This window comes from Actinomycetota bacterium, from assembly GCA_035759705.1.
GTDB lineage: Bacteria > Actinomycetota > CADDZG01 > JAHWKV01 > JAHWKV01 > JAJCYE01.
Window position 1 is genome coordinate 1 of the sequence record DASTUJ010000016.1, and the last position, 16,102, is coordinate 16,102.

18 protein-coding genes are annotated in these 16,102 nt (G+C 67.1%); 8 read left to right on the forward strand and 10 right to left on the reverse strand.

Translation table 11 applies throughout. The features are described 5' to 3' along the window. Positions 1–167 precede the first annotated feature (167 nt). From VFV09_00955 to VFV09_00965, 3 genes are read right to left on the reverse strand one after another with little or no spacing between them, the layout of a single operon-like run. Positions 168–1,085 carry an FAD:protein FMN transferase gene (locus tag VFV09_00955; GenBank protein HEU4866270.1) on the reverse strand — a complete coding sequence of 306 codons (918 nt, stop codon included), beginning with the start codon at positions 1,083–1,085 and terminating at the stop codon, positions 168–170. Further along, on the reverse strand, positions 1,082–2,659 hold the full coding sequence (locus VFV09_00960; protein ID HEU4866271.1) for a Ppx/GppA phosphatase family protein: 1,578 nt from the start codon (positions 2,657–2,659) through the stop codon (positions 1,082–1,084). The genes VFV09_00955 and VFV09_00960 overlap by 4 nt, the downstream gene beginning before the upstream one ends. A 46-nt stretch (positions 2,660–2,705) precedes the next feature. Further along, complete coding sequence (locus tag VFV09_00965) at positions 2,706–3,077, reverse strand: hypothetical protein (protein ID HEU4866272.1); 372 nt, start codon at positions 3,075–3,077, stop codon at positions 2,706–2,708. 213 nt (positions 3,078–3,290) lie between these two features. Between VFV09_00965 and VFV09_00970 the strand changes: the two genes are divergently transcribed. The 4 genes from VFV09_00970 to VFV09_00985 all read left to right on the forward strand — a co-directional run bounded on the left by VFV09_00970 (position 3,291) and on the right by VFV09_00985 (position 6,173). Further along, positions 3,291–4,262, forward strand: a complete 972-nt coding sequence (locus VFV09_00970; protein ID HEU4866273.1) for a hypothetical protein — start codon at positions 3,291–3,293, stop codon at positions 4,260–4,262. Positions 4,263–4,288: 26 nt separating this feature from the next. Further along, a complete protein-coding gene (locus VFV09_00975; protein ID HEU4866274.1) occupies positions 4,289–5,002 on the forward strand; it encodes a hypothetical protein in 714 nt (237 codons plus the stop codon). 251 nt (positions 5,003–5,253) lie between these two features. Continuing rightward, a complete protein-coding gene (locus tag VFV09_00980; protein ID HEU4866275.1) occupies positions 5,254–5,763 on the forward strand; it encodes a cupin domain-containing protein in 510 nt (169 codons plus the stop codon). Beyond that, positions 5,760–6,173: a rhodanese-like domain-containing protein gene (locus VFV09_00985; protein HEU4866276.1), complete on the forward strand. Its 414-nt coding sequence runs from the start codon at positions 5,760–5,762 to the stop codon at positions 6,171–6,173. Before VFV09_00980 ends, VFV09_00985 begins: the two co-directional genes overlap by 4 nt. Here VFV09_00985 and VFV09_00990 read toward each other — a convergent pair. Beyond that, positions 6,170–6,508 (reverse strand): helix-turn-helix domain-containing protein, encoded by a 339-nt coding sequence (locus VFV09_00990; GenBank protein ID HEU4866277.1) that lies wholly within the window; start codon positions 6,506–6,508, stop codon positions 6,170–6,172. The genes VFV09_00985 and VFV09_00990 overlap by 4 nt on opposite strands. 100 nt (positions 6,509–6,608) lie before the next feature. Between VFV09_00990 and VFV09_00995 the strand changes: the two genes are divergently transcribed. Next, positions 6,609–7,538, forward strand: coding sequence for a VOC family protein (locus VFV09_00995; protein HEU4866278.1), 930 nt, complete (start codon positions 6,609–6,611; stop codon positions 7,536–7,538). Further along, positions 7,538–8,173 carry a DsbA family oxidoreductase gene (locus VFV09_01000; protein ID HEU4866279.1) on the forward strand — a complete coding sequence of 212 codons (636 nt, stop codon included), beginning with the start codon at positions 7,538–7,540 and terminating at the stop codon, positions 8,171–8,173. The genes VFV09_00995 and VFV09_01000 overlap by 1 nt, the downstream gene beginning before the upstream one ends. Here VFV09_01000 and VFV09_01005 read toward each other — a convergent pair. From VFV09_01005 to VFV09_01015, 3 genes are read right to left on the reverse strand one after another with little or no spacing between them, the layout of a single operon-like run. After that, the gene (locus VFV09_01005) at positions 8,170–9,078 is read right to left on the reverse strand and encodes a VOC family protein (protein ID HEU4866280.1); all 909 of its coding nucleotides are present in this window, start codon (positions 9,076–9,078) and stop codon (positions 8,170–8,172) included. The two genes, VFV09_01000 and VFV09_01005, sit on opposite strands and share 4 nt — an antisense overlap. Before the next feature lie 60 nt (positions 9,079–9,138). Next, positions 9,139–10,047: a hypothetical protein gene (locus tag VFV09_01010; protein ID HEU4866281.1), complete on the reverse strand. Its 909-nt coding sequence runs from the start codon at positions 10,045–10,047 to the stop codon at positions 9,139–9,141. 42 nt (positions 10,048–10,089) lie between these two features. Next, complete coding sequence (locus VFV09_01015; protein HEU4866282.1) at positions 10,090–10,914, reverse strand: DICT sensory domain-containing protein; 825 nt, start codon at positions 10,912–10,914, stop codon at positions 10,090–10,092. A gap of 54 nt (positions 10,915–10,968) precedes the next feature. Here VFV09_01015 and VFV09_01020 point away from each other — a divergent pair, with 54 nt between their 5' ends. After that, positions 10,969–11,475 (forward strand): SRPBCC family protein, encoded by a 507-nt coding sequence (locus VFV09_01020; protein HEU4866283.1) that lies wholly within the window; start codon positions 10,969–10,971, stop codon positions 11,473–11,475. Here VFV09_01020 and VFV09_01025 read toward each other — a convergent pair. From VFV09_01025 to VFV09_01035, 3 genes are all read right to left on the reverse strand, one after another. Next, complete coding sequence (locus tag VFV09_01025; protein HEU4866284.1) at positions 11,472–11,906, reverse strand: hypothetical protein; 435 nt, start codon at positions 11,904–11,906, stop codon at positions 11,472–11,474. The two genes, VFV09_01020 and VFV09_01025, sit on opposite strands and share 4 nt — an antisense overlap. Then, positions 11,903–13,126, reverse strand: coding sequence for a serine/threonine-protein kinase (locus VFV09_01030; GenBank protein ID HEU4866285.1), 1,224 nt, complete (start codon positions 13,124–13,126; stop codon positions 11,903–11,905). The genes VFV09_01025 and VFV09_01030 overlap by 4 nt, the downstream gene beginning before the upstream one ends. 238 nt (positions 13,127–13,364) lie before the next feature. Next, on the reverse strand, positions 13,365–15,254 hold the full coding sequence (locus tag VFV09_01035; protein HEU4866286.1) for an ABC transporter ATP-binding protein: 1,890 nt from the start codon (positions 15,252–15,254) through the stop codon (positions 13,365–13,367). A gap of 128 nt (positions 15,255–15,382) precedes the next feature. Between VFV09_01035 and VFV09_01040 the strand changes: the two genes are divergently transcribed. Then, positions 15,383–15,802: a proteasome activator gene (locus VFV09_01040; GenBank protein HEU4866287.1), complete on the forward strand. Its 420-nt coding sequence runs from the start codon at positions 15,383–15,385 to the stop codon at positions 15,800–15,802. Positions 15,803–16,102: the final 300 nt, after the last annotated feature.

Consider the following 16,102-nt stretch of genomic DNA (forward strand, 5'->3'; position numbering starts at 1 on the left):
GAGGAGACCAAGGACACCATCGACCTGACCCAGTACGACCCCCGGTCGGTGATGCACTACTTCTGTGGCGACCTGGGCTCCAAGACGCTTCAGATCACCGAGCTGGACAAGGAGGGGGCCCAAAAGGTCTACGGCCTGCCGCTCGACCAATTCCAGTTCGTCTCGGTCTAGCCGGGGGGCTCGACCACCTTCGCAGAGCCGTCGTCGTAAAGAATCACCCCGCCGTGGGGCAGCCACGCCTCGGCTCCCTCGGGGCCGCTGAGCACGGCCGCCTTGGCCAGCGCCTCGCCCTCCAGCCCGGTGGGCGCCAGGGCGCTCACCTGGACCACCCCGGTGAATGCGGAAACGCCGGTCTGCGGGTCGAGGATGTGGTGGGTCGGTTTCATCGACTGAAACCAGCTGCGCTTGGCGATGCTGCTGGTGGCCAGCGCCCCCTCCTTCACCTCGAACTCGTGCAGCTTGGGCCCTCCGAACGGGTTGGGCACCTCGAGCATCCGCACCGCCCCCTCGGTCCCGCCCACACGCACGTCGCCCTCGCAGTCGACGGCGAAGCCGGGGTGTCCGGCCAGCCGCTCCGCCGCCATGTCGGCCGCCATCCCCTTGACGATCCCGCCTCCGTCGAACCTCATGCCCACCGGCCGGGTGACTGTGTTCGTCTCCAGGTCCACCGAAACCTGCTTCCACCGGGCTCCCGGTTCGCTCCCGCCGGCCTTGCGAGGTGGCCCCAGCGCAAGGGCCAGGACCAGCGACAGCGTGCCGCGGAAGCGGTCCTCCCGGTAGCCTGCGGCCTCTATCTCGTTCAGGAATGTGAAGTCCACCAGACCGCCGGTCGCCTCGGCGGCGCCCAGAGCCGCCCGGACGAACCGCGCCATCAGCCGGCTGACGGGCACCTGTTCCCGGGGGTCGTTGTTCAGGGCCGAAAGCTCGCTCTCCGGCTTGAACCTGGAGAAGATGGCGTGGAGGTCGAGCAGAAGGTCGACTGTCGACTGGACCGCGGGCTCGGGCTCCCCGGCGGGGCCGGACCCGTCGACGGCAACCGTCGTCGCCCCGCCGAAGCAGGTGAACGTGCGCGCAACCTCGGTCAAGAGGCCTCCACCAGCTCCACCGGCAGCCCGAGGGCCTCGGCCGCCAGGTCGGATCGCTGAGAGGCGCTGAACAGCTCCAGGCTGATGTCGCTTCCGTCCTTCGCAACCGCCTCGATCGTGAGGGTCTTACGTGCCGACACCGCTACCCCCGACACTTTCTGTCCGTGGGTTCGATCCAGTCCGATCGCCAGCCGCAGCAAACCGGCGCAGCAGCGCACCAGGTACTGGTCCTTCTTGGGCAGAGCCCCGAACTCCGGGTGCTTGGACCCGGGGACGCTCTTGCGGTGGTACCGGGCGATCTGGGCGATGAGCTCGATCTCCCGGTTCGTGAACCCGGTCAGGTGCTCCGAGTTTCGGATCATGTAGTAGCTGTGCCGGTGGTGGCCGGCGTGCGACAGAAAGAGGCCCAGGTTACACAGCAGGGCCGCCGCCTCCAGGTACTCCCGGGCGTCGTCGCCCAGCCCGTGGAGCTCGGCGGTCTGGTCGAACAGGCTGAGGGCGAGCTGGGCCACGTGGTTGGAGTGGACCCGGTCCTCGTCCATCTGCTCGGCGAGGTTGACCACGCTGCGGCGCCGGAGATCGGACAGGTGGTGCAGCGATCCGCCGTGGTGCCGCTGCCAGGCGTCCAGCAGGACCCCCTCACGCAGGGCGTAGTCGGAGTAGACCATGGAGTCGATGTCCAGCTCCTCGAAAACCTGTTCGAGGATGAGGGCGCCGGCCAGGATGATGTCCGCCCGCTTCGGGTCCATCCCACCGAGCTTGGCCCGGGCCTCCGCCGAGGGCGCCTTCACCAGGGATTTGACCACCGCCTTCAGGTCGCCCCGGGTGAGCGGGAAGTTGTTCCACGTTTTGGGGGGCGGTATCTCATTGCGGGCGCCGGCCATCGCACAAAGCGTCGCCATGGTTCCGGACGACCCGACGGCTACGTCGAACCCAAGCCTGCGCACGTCCCGGCCGAACGCGGCGAGGTTGGCCCGAATGTAGCGGCGGCAGGACTCGACGGCTGCGGGGGACGTCTTGTCCGCCCCGAAAAAGCGCTGGGTGAGCCGGATGGCACCCATCTTGAGACTCCGGGCGGCGATCGTCTCGCCCTTCAGGCCCACCAGCAGCTCGGTTGACCCGCCGCCGATGTCGCAGAGCAGCAGTTGCTCGTCGAAGACGGCCACCGCCTGGAGGATTCCCAGGTGGATAAGGCGGGCCTCCTCGAAGCCGGAGATAACCTCGACCTCGATGCCGGCCTCGTCCCGGGCCCGGTCGATGAAGACCTGCTGGTTCTGGGCCTCACGGACGGCGCTGGTAGCCACGGCGGTGACCGGGGCGCCGTAGGCATCTGCCATCACCCGGAACCGGCCGAGCGCCTCGATCCCGCGGTCGACCGCGTCGTCGTTCAGGTGTTTGAGCTCGCCGGCGCCGGAGCCCAGGCGGACCATCTCCTTCTCGCGGCCCATCACCTCGATCGTGTTGGGACCGCCGACCCGCGCCACCACCAGGTGGAACGAGTTGGTCCCTATGTCGATTGCGGCAAGGACTTCCGGAGAGCCGGTGGAGGGCTCCAGGGACTCGGCTGACACCATGCGGTCAGAGTACCGCAGGCAGGGAGCCCACCCCGCTCCCGTGGGACTAGCGGCGCAGGCCCGATCGTTCGACGCACACGCGCTTGCGCAGCTGTTTGGGAATCTTCTTGGGCGAGCTGACGTTGGCGAGCGCGGCCATGGCGGTCAGCGTCTTCTTCCCCTTCATCTTGCCGAACCACTCGATCTTGCCCCGGATCGAGATCCCGGCCACCGGGCCCTCGCACACCTTCTGGCAGCGGACGGTCTTGATCGATGCCCGGGTCTGGGTGGAGAGATAGTCGACGACCTTGTCGCTCCCCTTGCACTTGCGGCAAACCAGAACGGTCACCAGCGGGCATCCGGCGCAGGCGTCCGGGAGTCCGGCGAGAGCTTTGCCGCGAACTACAGTTTTGGAGCCCGCCAGCTCTCGTGTCGCCACCTGAATCCCCTCGCATCGCGCATCGGATATTAGGTGGGCCATAGTCTTGGTGTTAGGCCGCTCAAGGTCAAGCCTTTTTATTTTCCCGCGCTTTTCCCTTCAAATTCGAACTATTCCTGCCGATTACAAACCCGGGCGGTATCCAATCTCTGACCAGATTCGTTATTTCGGCCCACAAAAGTCGATTTCAACTGCAAGAGTGGAGGATCAAGAATGTTTGGGGGATTGTTCGGAACGTTGTTCGGAAAGATTGCAGCGATAGTTGTGACGGTCGGTGGGGTTGCAGGGGGCCTCGCCGCCACCGACGCACTTCCCATGCTCGGCCGGATGGACATCAACGTCCCGGCCGTAGCGCCGGTTGCCGGCGGTCCGGGAGTCGCCCTGCCGGTCTCGGGCGGCCTGCCCCTCAGCTTCCCCGACCTTCCCAAGCTTCATCAGGCGGCCATCGACCAGGGCGCCCAGCAGATTGCGAGCACCGCATCCAGCCAGGCGATCCTGCTGTCGGCTCAGGCGGAGAGCAAGGCCCAAAAGGCCGCCGCCGCCGCCCAGAAGTGCCTCGACGGCCTGACCTCCGAGGTCAACGCACTCGTCGCCGGCATCCCCGGGATCACCACCGCCGAGCAGGCTGCTGCCATGGTTGCCAAGGCCCGAACCGTCGGTGAGAACGCCACCGCATGCGCCAAGCAGGCCACTGCACTCGGCCAGAGCGGCGTCGACCAGATCAACAAGGCAGCAGCCCAGCTGAACAACGCAGTCGCCCAGATCGGCGGCCTCAACCTGCAGGGCACTGCCAACGCAGTGGTCCAGGGCGCCCAGGACACGCTCGGCAACGCCACCAAGAACGTCGACAAGGCCAGCGGATCCGCCCTGGGCATGTTCGGCCAGATCGGCGAGATGGCAGCCGCCCTCATGGCGACCGCCATGGAGTACCAGAACAAGTTCGGCACGGTCCCGACGTCTCCGGTGACCAACAACCCCGCTCCCACCGTCCCTACCGTCCCCACGGCCACCAACCCGTTCGGCGGATTCGGCGACCTCAGCAGCTGGATGAACCTCGCCAACCAGATGTCCCAGTCCGGCGGCGGAAGCTCCTGGACCGGCGGCAACTGGAGCGGCGGCGACTCGGACCGCAGCACCGACGACGACCGCGACGGCGGCTGGCGTAACTGGTCCAGCGGCCGCTAAAGGGCAGAAAGAGATCAGGCGAAACCATGAGAACTCCAAGCCTCTTGAAGCTGCCCAAGTCCGCGATGGCCGGGCGCGTCCTGGGCCTCGCGCTACTTCTCACCACCGCGGTCAGCAGTGGAGCGGTGATCGGTATCGCCAACGCCTCCAGCCCTAAGGACGCCAGGGTGACCGCTCAGGTGCTTGCGGCCCCCGAGGCGCCGGCCAACGAGAACTTCGAGGCAGTGCTGGCGGTCAGTGAGCCCCCGGCGCAGACGCAGGCTCCGGCGCCGGCACAGGCTCCGGCAACTGCTGCGGCTCCGAGGGCGAAGTCTTCCACCAAGGGAGCTGCGGCTCCGGTCCTCAACCTGGTGATCCCCGGTATGGCGGGCGGCGGAGCAGATGAGTCGGGCGGCGGCAGCGCGGTGAAGTGCAGCCGGTTCGACGACGCCAAGATCAACTGGATCCTGGACCAGGTCGCCAAGACCCGGGCCGAACACCCCGAGATGGCCGCCGGCGCCGACAAGCTCACTGCCGAGCTGCGTAGCGCCCTCGGCAAGAACATGTGTGCCTCCGACGCCCAGGTGATAATCAACCGGCTGTGCGACGACCCGGCAGTGGTCAGGGTGCTGAACCAGATGGTCTCCCAGCTGCCGTTCTTCATCAAGCCCATGATCGGCAACCCCTGCACCGCCGACCTGGTGTCGGTGTTGAACAAGGCCGGAAAATTCGTCCCTGGATTGAGCAGCGACCCGACTTAGGTTATTGGCGGGCCACGGGAGCGGGTGGACGCCTCCCTCGTCTAAAACCATTGACGACGCCGAGGGAGGGCCCACCCGCTCCCTTTTGGTTCGGCATAACAACTAAGTCGCAATCGCCCTGCTCAATCGCTCCTCTTGTCAAAAAACCAAAAACCGGGGTTCTCTTTCGACAGCTTGATCTCTGATTTACACTAGTTTTAACGGTGTAAATGAGGTAAAGTGGGTTCGTCACCACTCGAAAGGAGCTTTCGTTGCTCGTTGCCCCTGAAATTTCTCCTCCTCTCGTCGCTCCTGAGGTTCTTGCCGACATCGCTATCGGGCTCGGCCGCACACTTACCCGCGGCGAGGCGGAGCTCCTGGGGGCCGGGACCCGGCGGTATGCCCGGCTACTCAACACTCCCGCTTATGACGCCTGGCTCATCGAGTGGGACCATGACGCCGACCTCGACCTCCACGACCACGGCGGCAGCTCCGGCGCGTTCCACGTCGTCGACGGCGTGCTGGTGGAGGTCTACACCGACCTGGCCCGCCCCGAGCCGCTCCGCACCCTGGTGCTGGGGGCCGGCGACGCCCGTCAGGTGACCCCCGGGCGGGTCCACCGGGTGTGGAACCCGGGCCCGGCAAAGGCGCTCAGCGTCCACGTCTACTCGCCTCCCCTATCCTCCATGACCTTTTACGCCGATCATCCGGACTGCTACCTGGCGGCACTGCGGTCCGAACCCGTCGACGTCAGCGCCCCCGAGCCCAGGAGCGCCCTGTGACCGGCCCCCTCCCGACCGGGGGCCCCGGCACGCTCGCGAGAATCGACCGGCTCGTCGAGCAGGCCCGCAGGCTTCTCCCGCCCCGGCCCACCGCAGCCGACCTCCCGGCTCTGGTGGCTCGTGGGGCGCTGATCGTCGATATCCGTCCGGTGGACCAGCGGTCCAGGGACGGTGAGCTGCCCGGCTCGGTCGTGATCGACCGGAACGTCCTGGAGTGGAGGCTCGACCCGAGTTCTCCCTACCGCATTCCCCAGGCGCCCCGGCCGGATCAGGAGGTCGTGCTGGTCTGCAACGAGGGGTACGCGTCGAGCCTGGCCGCGGAGTCGCTGCAGAAGCTCGGGCTGACCGGCGCGACCGATCTGGCCGGCGGCTACCAGGGCGTCCTGAAGCTCGCCGGAGCCCGCGCCTAGACCTTCTCGGTCGTTTCCTCCATGTTCAGCCGCGCCCACTCGGTCAGCGCGCTGAGCGCCGGGCGCAGGGCCTGCCCCTTGGGCGTCAACAGGTAGATGGTGGCCACCGGGGGGCCTTCGACGATCTGACGCTCGACGAGTCCGGCGTCCCGAAGCTCGGCGAGCCGGGAGGAGAGCATCCCGTCGGTGATCGACGGCATGGAGCGGGCAAGCTCGGCGAAGCGGCGGGGCCCTTCGAGCAGCACCCCGATGATCATGCCGGTCCACCGCTTGCCCAGGAGCGAAAAAACCTGGGTCAACGCATGGTCGCAGATATGCGTCTGCTCGGCGTCCATCCCTAAATCCTAAGGTATCCGGTCACTAGGAATAATAGAGCGACTTGCAGCGTTATAGTGATTGACATATCTTGACCCGAAGATGGAAAAAGGAATCCCTATGACCAATTCCGCGTCCCAGACCCAGTCCCGCCCGTCGATCGCCGCAGCCACCGGCGTGGGCGCGGTGCACCTTGCCGTGACCGACCGGGATCGGGCGCTGACCTTCTACCGCAACATCCTGGGCCTCGACGTGATGGACGACGGGCCGCAGATCCGGCTCGGTGCCGCCGGCCGCGATCTGGTGGTGCTGCACCCCGGCGCCGCCGGACCGGTGGAGCAGGGCGTCACCGGCCTCTACCACCTGGCTCTGGTGGTTCCGGACCGGACGCACTTCGCCCGGTTCGTCAAGCGTATGGTCGAGATCCGCTACCCCAACTCCCCCACCGACCACACCCTGACCAAAGCCGACTACCTCTGGGACCCCGACGGCAACGGCATCGAGGTATACGTCGAGACACCGGAGGACGGGACCTGGTTCATGACGGACGACGAGTTCGCCGCCCGCGACTCCTCCGGCCGCCTGCGGTCGGGCCGGGACCCGATCAACCTGCGTGAGTTGTTCGCCGCTCTCGAGCCCGACGAGGACGTCTTCGTGCCCCTTCCCGGCGGCACGAAGATGGGTCACGTCCACCTGCACGTCCGGGATGTGGACGAGGCGGTCGCCCTCTACAGCGGCCTGATCGGGTTCGACGTAATGGGCATGTCCCGCCGCTTCGGCGCAGCTTTTGTATCGGCCGGCGGGTACCACCACCACCTGGGCCTGAACACCTGGGCCGGCAAAGGCGCCCCGCCCGCCGGGCCGGCCAGCGCAGGCCTGCGTGAGTTCACGATCGAGGTTCCGGGCGAGGGCGACCTGGACGAAGCGGTCGATCGCCTGGACCGGGGCGGGGTAACCCTGGCCGACGCACCCGAGGGCGGCGTCCGATTCTCGGACGCCTCGGGCAACGCCGCCCTGCTCACCACCCGCAATTTCAAGGAGGACAATTAATGAGGATCGACGTCTGGTCGGATGTAATCTGCCCCTGGTGCGGGCTAGGCAAGCACCGCCTGGAGGCCGCTCTGGCGCAGCTGCCCGATGAGGAGAAGGCCGAGGTGGTCTACCACTCGTTCCAGCTGGACCCGAACGCCCCGCTGGAGGCCCGGAGCGTCCGCGACCTGCTAAAGGCGAAGTACGGCCTGGACGACGCCGGCTTCGCGGCCGCGACCGGCCGCATCGAGGGCCTGGCCGAAGCGGAGGGCCTTCAGCCCTACCACGTGGGCGACAACCTCAGCGGCAACACCGCTCTCGCCCACCAGCTGCTTGCTTTGGCAGCCGAGAAGAATCTGGCGGCCGACGCCTGGGACCGGCTCTACAAGGCCCACTTCGCAGAGAGGCGCTCGATCTTCGACGTGGACTCCCTGGTCGAGCTGGGTGCAGAGATCGGCCTGGACCCGGACGAAGCCCGGGAGGCCCTGGAGACCGGCCGCTACGCTGCTCAGGTGCAGGCAGAAGGGATGGCGGCCCGGCGGGTCGGCGCCACCGGCGTGCCGTTTTACGTCATCGACAACAAGTACGCGGTCTCCGGAGCCCAGCCGCCCGAGGTGCTCCTGTCGGTTTTCGAGCAGGTCAAAGCCGCGGGCTAGAAATCTCTCTCGCTGGTCAGGACCACCGGGTTGCCGGCGGGGTCGTGGACCATGACGCCGTAGTCCAGGTGAGCCGGCTCCTGGCCGGCGGCGGTCACCCGGGCGGCCACCAGGTCGACGTCCGCCTCGGTCGGCAGGACGATATTCAGCTGCAGCAGCCGTGCGGTTCCCGGCGGGGCCGGCGGGTTGCCGGCGCTCTCCCAGGTGTTGGCGCCGAGGTGGTGGTGGTAACCCCCTGCGCTCAGGAATGCGGCCTGGTTGCCGAATGTCGCCATTAGGCCGAAGCCGAGGGTGTCCCGGTAAAAGGCGGTGGCGCAGGGAATCGTCGACACCTTGAGGTGCACGTGGCCCATCACGGTTCCGGCCGCCAGCCCGGTGAACGGCTGCTCATCGCCCCGGACCTCCGAGACCAGATCGTCGACGTCGAGCCGGACGGTGGTCATCCGGCTCGCCACCAGGCCCTCCCACAGGTCGCGGGGCCGGTCCCAGTAGATCTCGATGCCGTGGTCGTCGGGGTCGCTGAGGTAGAGGGCCTCGCTGACGAAGTGATCGGCCATGCCGGTCATCGCCACGCCGTCCCGAACCGCGTGGACCAGCCAGCGCGCCAGGTCGACCCGCCGGGGCACCAGGAGGGCAAAGTGGTAAAGCCCGCAGTACCCCGCCGAGGGCAGGGCTCCGGGCTCCTCGGTAAGGACCAGAAGATCGCTCCCCTCGACGCCCAGCGTCGCCCGCAGGCCGTCCTGCGAGGAGAGCGTGAGGCCGATCGCGCGGCGGTAGTAGTCGACCGAACGGGTGAGGTCGGAGACGCTGAGGTGGACCGGTCCCATGCGGGTGGACTCGGGGACCTTGGCGACTGCGGGGGCCCCGGCGGCGGTTACCTCCTCGGGGTCCAGGGTGCTTGCCATGTTTCGGCCGATCTGGTTTGGGGGCGGTTGAACATACCCATTCGGGGCGGGTGCGTAAACTCAGGATGCGTAGTCGGCGATGACCTCCCCGAGGTGGTCGTAGGCCACGACCCGGACCGGCGGGGCGCTCGGGCGAACGAACGCCACACCCAGCCCGCCGGAGGCGGTGCCGGTGGCCTGGCGGCCGTTCTCGAACTCGATGACAAAGCCGGTAGCCTCCTCGGGCAGCCCCACCCGGCACCAGTCGTGGAAGTCGTCCGAGCACTGCGGGATCCCGACCACCGAGGGGGCGCCGGCGACCGAGTCGGTCTCCAGCCTCCAGCCGCTGCGCCACCACGACCGGACCGGTTCGAACCACCATGCCCGGAAGATCGGGTCGTCACCGTTCTCGACGGATTCGACGAGCGCAACCGCCTCGTCGCCCCGGTCGAACACCATAAGGAGGCGGCTCGCAGAGGACGAGCCGTTGGAGGAGAGCCTCCCGGCCACTGCGTCGTCCAGGGTGCGCTCGAGCGGCCAGCTCTGCTGGGGAAGGCTGTAGGCGACTGCGGCCAGCGTGATCACCGCGCCGGCGGCGACCGAGAGCTTCACCCACCTGGTCCACTCGTGCGGGAGGAGCGTGCCGGCCCACGGCCTGTGGGGAAGGATCGCCAGCCGGTAGATCACTGCGGAGACAATGAAGAGGTTGAAGATCGGGACCAACAGCAACCACCAGGCGCTTCGCCGGTGGCCGGTGGCGGGTCCGGCGATGCGAATCAGCACGAGGATCGGCAGAAGGAACGCCACGTCGACCAGGTGTCCGAACATCAGGCCGTAGCCGGTGTTGAATCGATGCCGGACCACGGTCCAGAGCAGCAGGTAGGCGACGACCGCCGCACCTCCCAGAAGCCGCCGGCCCAGCGGCGGAAGAGCCTCCTTGGGCGGGCCGGAGCCTCCGGCCTGTTCGATCACTATGGGTGGCGAGCTCATCACAACATAGTGAGGCGGATGGGGGCCTCGGTCAACGGTTTCTTAGCGGGCCAGCTGGTCCAGATAGCCGACCACGCGGTTGGTGACGATCGTGGCGTTTCGAAGATCGTCGCTGCCCCGGATCGGCTGGGCTTCCAGCCGGGCCCCGATCGCCTCGGCCAGCTCCGGCGAAGTCTTCCGGACGAGCTCGACGCAGGCGCGGGAGGCGTGGCGCACGAGCCTGGGCTCGACCGTCCAGATCGCTTCGAACCGGCGGCCCGCGTCCGGCCGGCCCTCCGTGCGCTCCCACCCTGCGAGGCAGGCGGCGAAGGTGGGTGAGTCGCACACCACGGCCCACTCTCGCCTCAGCACCGAGGCAGCCTCCAGCCGCAGCTCAACCGGGTTGGCATCGGGCCGGGACCCGGCGAAGTCGGCGAAGACCACCGAGTGGTCGCCGGTGCGCCCCAGCTCCCTCCACCGATGCGCGGCCCGGCGGAAGTGCCGCTCCTGCTGGAAGGCGCCGAAGATCACGTGGCGGTCGCCGTGGGCGTAACACTCGTCCTCGATGGCCCGGCTGATGGCGAGCATCGAGCCGGTTCCCATCACCTGGACGGGCAGCTCCCGGGCGGCCCTGCGGATCGCGGCGAAGATCGAGGGCTCGGCGTTGGAGCCCGAGACCCTGGCCCTGTCGATGGCGGCTTCCAGGGAGAGGCCGTTGCGGCGCTCCCGAATCACACCGGCGAGGGCGGCGACCGCTTGTTCGTCGTAGCGGCGGTGCCCGCCGGGGAGGCGCTGGGGAGCGGGAAAGCCGTAGCGGGATTCCCACGCGCGAAGGGTGGGGATGGTAAGCCCGGTTCGTTCGGCGACTTCGCTGATTGAAAGGCTGATTTTAGCGTCCTCAGGTCAAAACTAAATCTCTTGTAGAGGTTAACCTGGATACCAATGAAAGACTTGGAGTACCGAACCGAGGAGGGCCTGCTGATCGAACGCGGGCCGGGCCGCGGCTACCGGCTTTCCACCTCGATGACCCTGAACCGGGACATCCACGAGGTCTTCGAGTTCTTCTCGGACCCCCACAACCTGGCGTTGATCACGCCCCGATGGCTCAGCCTCCGGGTCCGCTCCGACGACCGGATCGAGATGTGCCGGGGCACGAAAATCCGTTACCGGTTCCGGGTGCGCGGGGTGCCCGCCATCTGGCGCAGCGAGATTACCGCCTGGGAGCCTCCCTACCGCTTCGTCGACGAACAGCGGTTCGGCCCATTCCGCAAGTGGGTGCACGAGCACGTCTTCGAGGAGGACGGCGGCGGCACCAGGGCTGTCGACAACATCGGCTACGCCGTCCCGGGCGGCCGCATGGTACACGGGCTGTTCGTAGCAAAGGACCTCAGGCGGTTGTTCACCTACCGCCACAAAAAGCTGAAGGAACTGCTCGAACGACCTAGTTAGTCGTCCTTGTCTGCCTTGTCGCCTTTTTTACCGTTTTCGCCCTTCTCGCCTTTTTGCCCCTTCTCCCCGTCGCTTCCGCGAATTGAGCCGCCGGCGTTGCCTGCCGGCGCCGGGGGCGGAGCGACGGCCGGCGGGGCCGGCGCCGGGGGCGGGGCGGTCATTATCAGCGGCAGGTTCGCCTGGACCTGCAGGGCCGCGGTCAGGATCTTCTGGGTCTCCGCCTCGGTGATCACATCGTCCTGGCGCAGCTCGGCCACGTTGGTCCGCAGGCTGGTGAGCCGCTGCACGGCAGTCGTGGCTTCGCCCGCTTCCGCAGCGTCACGGATGGCGGCGACCTGGTTCTGCAGCCGCTCGAAGGCCTCCGCCTTGGGGTCCTGGCCGCAGGCAGCCAGCACCAGGGTCATCAGCAGGCAGACGGCGGTCCTTCTCATGGCGCCACCGCTTCCTCGAGCTCTTTCAGGGCGTTCTCCAACGGAGCAGGCACTTCGCCGGAACCGGAGCCGGCCGTCTCTGCGGGGCTGGCGGCGGGCGAGGGCGACACCGAATTGGTGTCGTCGGAGAAGCCGCGAACTACGATCAGCGTGAACAGCAACAGAGCTGCGGCGATGATCACGCCCATCTTGTTCCGCCTGGTCAGCCGGTCCCACGGGTTGGTCCGTTTGCGCACGGCGGGCCTGGACACCAGCGTCGGGTTGGTGCCACGGGGCGCGCCGGGAGTCTCCATCACCCTGGTGGGGTTCGGCACCCCCTGAGGCAGGGTGGCGTCGCCGGTGGGCGGCTGCACGACGGGCTCGATCAGGTCGGCTTCCATCTCCGCCGCCGAGGCGTACCTGAGGGCCGGGTCCCGTGCCATCGCCTTACCGATCACCGCCGCAAACTCCGGGTCGACGTCCGGCCTCAGGTCGGTCAGGGAAGGCACCTGCTCCTCCTGGATCGCCCGTATCATCCCGAGCGGGGTGTCGGCGTCGAACGGCTTACGGCCGGCCAGGAACTCGTAGAGCATCACCCCGACCGAGTAGATGTCGGAGGCGGCGCTGGCAGGCTCCCCCTCGATCCGCTCGGGCGCCAGGTAGGCCGGCGTCCCCAGCATGATCCCGGCCTGGGTGAGGTCCATCCCCTCGGCCATCTTGGCGACACCGAAGTCCCCGACCTTGACCGAGCCGTCCTCGCAGAGCAGCACGTTCCCCGGCTTCAGGTCCCGGTGGAGCACCCCCTGGGTGTGGGAGGCCTTCAGAGCGGACACGATTTCCCGGCAGACCTGGCGGGCCCGGGCCTCGGTGGCAGGGCCGCTCACCGCCTCGTCGGCCAGGGTGCGGCCCGACAGCAGCTCCATGACGATGAAGGGGTTGCCCTCGTGCTCGCCGGTGTCGAACACCCCGACGACGTTGGCGTGCGAAAGGCGGCCGGCCGCCCGGGCCTCCGCCTCGAACCGGGACCTCAGGTCCTCGTGCGACGCCATGTCCTTGCGAAGGAACTTGAGGGCCACCGCCCGGTCGAGCTTGGTGTCCCGGCCGGCGTAGACCTCACCCATGCCTCCGGAGCCGACGAGCTCACCCAGCTCATAGCGGCCGGCGATCATCTCGGCGGAGTTCACAGGCTTCTCACCCTCGGAGTATGCACTCGACGGGACCGGAACAACGGGGCTTGCCATCTCACAACAATCTTTCTGAAAAATAGGCGGGCTTTTGGGGCGATACCGCTTAACAGATTCCCAATGGTGCCGATTAATACACTGTCTCGAACCGGGGGGGTTCGAAACACAGGGGGATTCACCAGCAACACAGTATTTGCCTTAAGCCTGGGGGGGTGTATAGGCCGCAACACCACATAAGGACTGAATCGCATCTGCCACATACTCACGGCGGGTGCGATTCCTATTTCAGGTCCTTTTAGAGGTCGACGGCCGGGCGCAACTCATCTTTGGTCAGCTTCAGGTTCGCCTGTCCGCCCTCGAACTGGGTGCGGTACAGGTCCTCGTAGAGGCCGCCCCCGCGCAGAAGCTGCAGGTGCGTCCCGCGCTCCACAATCCGTCCGTCGTCGATGACCAGGATCTGATCGGCGCTGGTGATCGTCGACAGGCGGTGGGCGATGACCAGGCTGGAACGGCCTTCGAGCACCCGGGCGAGGGCCCGCTGGATCAGCACCTCGGACTCCGAGTCCAGGTGGGCGGTGGCCTCGTCGAGGATCACCACTGCGGGGTCCTTCAGCAGCAGCCGGGCGATGGCCAGGCGCTGCTTCTCGCCCCCGGAGAGCCGGTAGCCGCGCTCCCCCACCATCGTGTCGAGGCCGTCGGGGAGAGACTCGATCAGGTCGTAGATCTGGGCGGCTTTTGTGGCCTCGATGATCTCCTCGTCGGTCACGTCGGGCTTGGCGTAAGCCAGGTTGGCCCGGATGCTGTCGTGGAACAGGTGCACGTCCTGCGGCACGGTTCCGACCGCATCCATCAGGCTCTGCAGGGTCAGGTCCTTCACGCTGACCCCGTCGACCAGGACCTTGCCCTCGGTGGTGTCGTACAGGCGGGGAACCAGCGACGAGATCGTGCTCTTGCCGGCTCCCGAGGGGCCGACCAGGGCAACCATCTGCCCCGGCTCGATCTTGAAGTTGACGCCTTTGAGGACCCACAGGTTCTCCTCCTCTTCGGCGTCGCCGTCGGTCCGGCCCTCCTCCAGCGAGGCGATCGAGACGGTGGGGCCCGCGGGGTAGCGGAACCACACATCCTCGAACTCGACCGCGCCCCTCGGCTCGACCAGGTCGACGGCGCCGAGGCGCTCCTGAATCGAGCTGGGGAAGTCCAGGACTTCGAACACGCGGTTGAACGATACGAGAGCAGTCTTGATCTCTATGGGGATGTTGCTGAGACCGGTGATGGGCCCGAACAGGCGGGCGAGGTAAAGCGAGAACGCTACGATCGTCCCGATCTCCAGCGTCCCCTGGATCACCATGCGTCCTCCCATCCAGTAGACGAGGGCGGAACCGATGGCAGCGGCGACGGTGAAGGTCAGGTAGAGGATCCGGCCGTACATGGCGGTCTTGACGCCAATGTCGCGCACGTCGGCTGCCTTGCCGGAGAACCGCTTGGACTCGGAGGAGTAGTTGCCGAACAGCTTGACCAGCAGCGCGCCGCCGACGTGGAAGCGTTCGGTCATCTGGTTGTTCATCGTGGCGTCCCTCTCCATGCGCTGCTGGACCAGCTTCTGCATGGCTTTTGCGACCTTCTTGGTCGGCAGGACGAAGAGCGGCAGCACCAGGAGCGAGATCAGGGTCAACCGGGGCTCGAGCGCAAACATGGCGGCGGCTGTGACGATCAGGTCGGCGACCACGGAGAGGGTGCCCGAGGTGGTCTCGGTGACCGCCCGCTGGGCGCCGATGACGTCGGTGTTCAGCCGGCTCATCAGGGCCCCGGTCTGGGTCCGGGTGAAGAATGCGATGGGGAGCCGCTGGACGTGGTTGAACAGCGAGACGCGTAGGTCGTAGATCAGGCCTTCGCCGATGCTGGAGGTCAGGTAGCGCATGCCGACGGCCACCAGGCCGGTGAGGGCCGCCAACCCCACCATCGCCAGGCTGAGCTGGGTCAGTAGCCCCAGGTCACGGTTGGGGAGGGCGTCGTCGATGATCGTTTTGATGATCAGCGGGTTCAGGACGGCGAGCCCGGACATCCCCAGGATGATTGCCATCAGCAGAACGAGGCGGGCCCGGTACGGCTTCGCGAAGAGGTAGACACGCTTGATCAAACCCTTGGGCAGCTTGACGTTGGCTGCGTCGCCCCTAGGTTGCGTCATTCTCCAAAGCTCATGTCCCATACATCCATTATGCGGTTGGGACTTGCGCTGTTTGTGAAAGAACCTTTTATGATCGGCCGGCGGGGTTCTACTACTTCGCCCCGGATCCCGTACTGAAGGAGGCGAGCATGGCAATGGAGGAGATTCCAGAGGAGCGCCCTCTCGACCCGACCAAGCTAATGCGTATCGCCAGCATGGTCCGGGAAGTTTTGGACGAGGCAAGGCGAATTCAGCCGACGAAGGAGGCCGCCGAGGAGCTGGCCGCCCTGTACGGCAGAATCAAAAAGCAGCTCGAGGAGGCACTTCCGGAGTTTCTGGTCACCGAGCTGGACGCCATGCAACTGGACCTGCCGTTTAAAGACGGAGCCACCGCCGAAGAGGTGCGTATGGCCTACTCCGCCCTGATCGGATGGATGGGCGGCCTCTTCCAGGGCCTGCAGGCGTCTTTCCAGGCGCAGGCAGCGGTGCAGCAGATTGAGCAGGGGCCGGCGATTGCCGACCTGCCCGGCAACACGAACGGCAAGCCGAAGCGCGAGGGGTATCTGTAGGGCCAGGCACCGGAGCTGCCGGGATGCCGGCCTGCCGGGCTGCCGGCCTGCCAGGTGCGGGCTGCCGGGATGCCGGCCTGCCGGGCTGCCCTACTGCCCTGCTACGCACTCCGGGGCGGCAAAACCACCGGGCTGTCGGGCCGCCGTCCGGGCGGTCAGCCAATGGGGCAAAGTTCGCCCCGCAACTCCTCAAGGGTCGTTTGTACGGCAAACGGCCCGTCCCAAAGCCAGTGGCCGAGTCTTCGTCCCAAGGCGTACCCATGGTGGGTCTTGAGGTAGTGGTGCCACCCGCATAGCCGG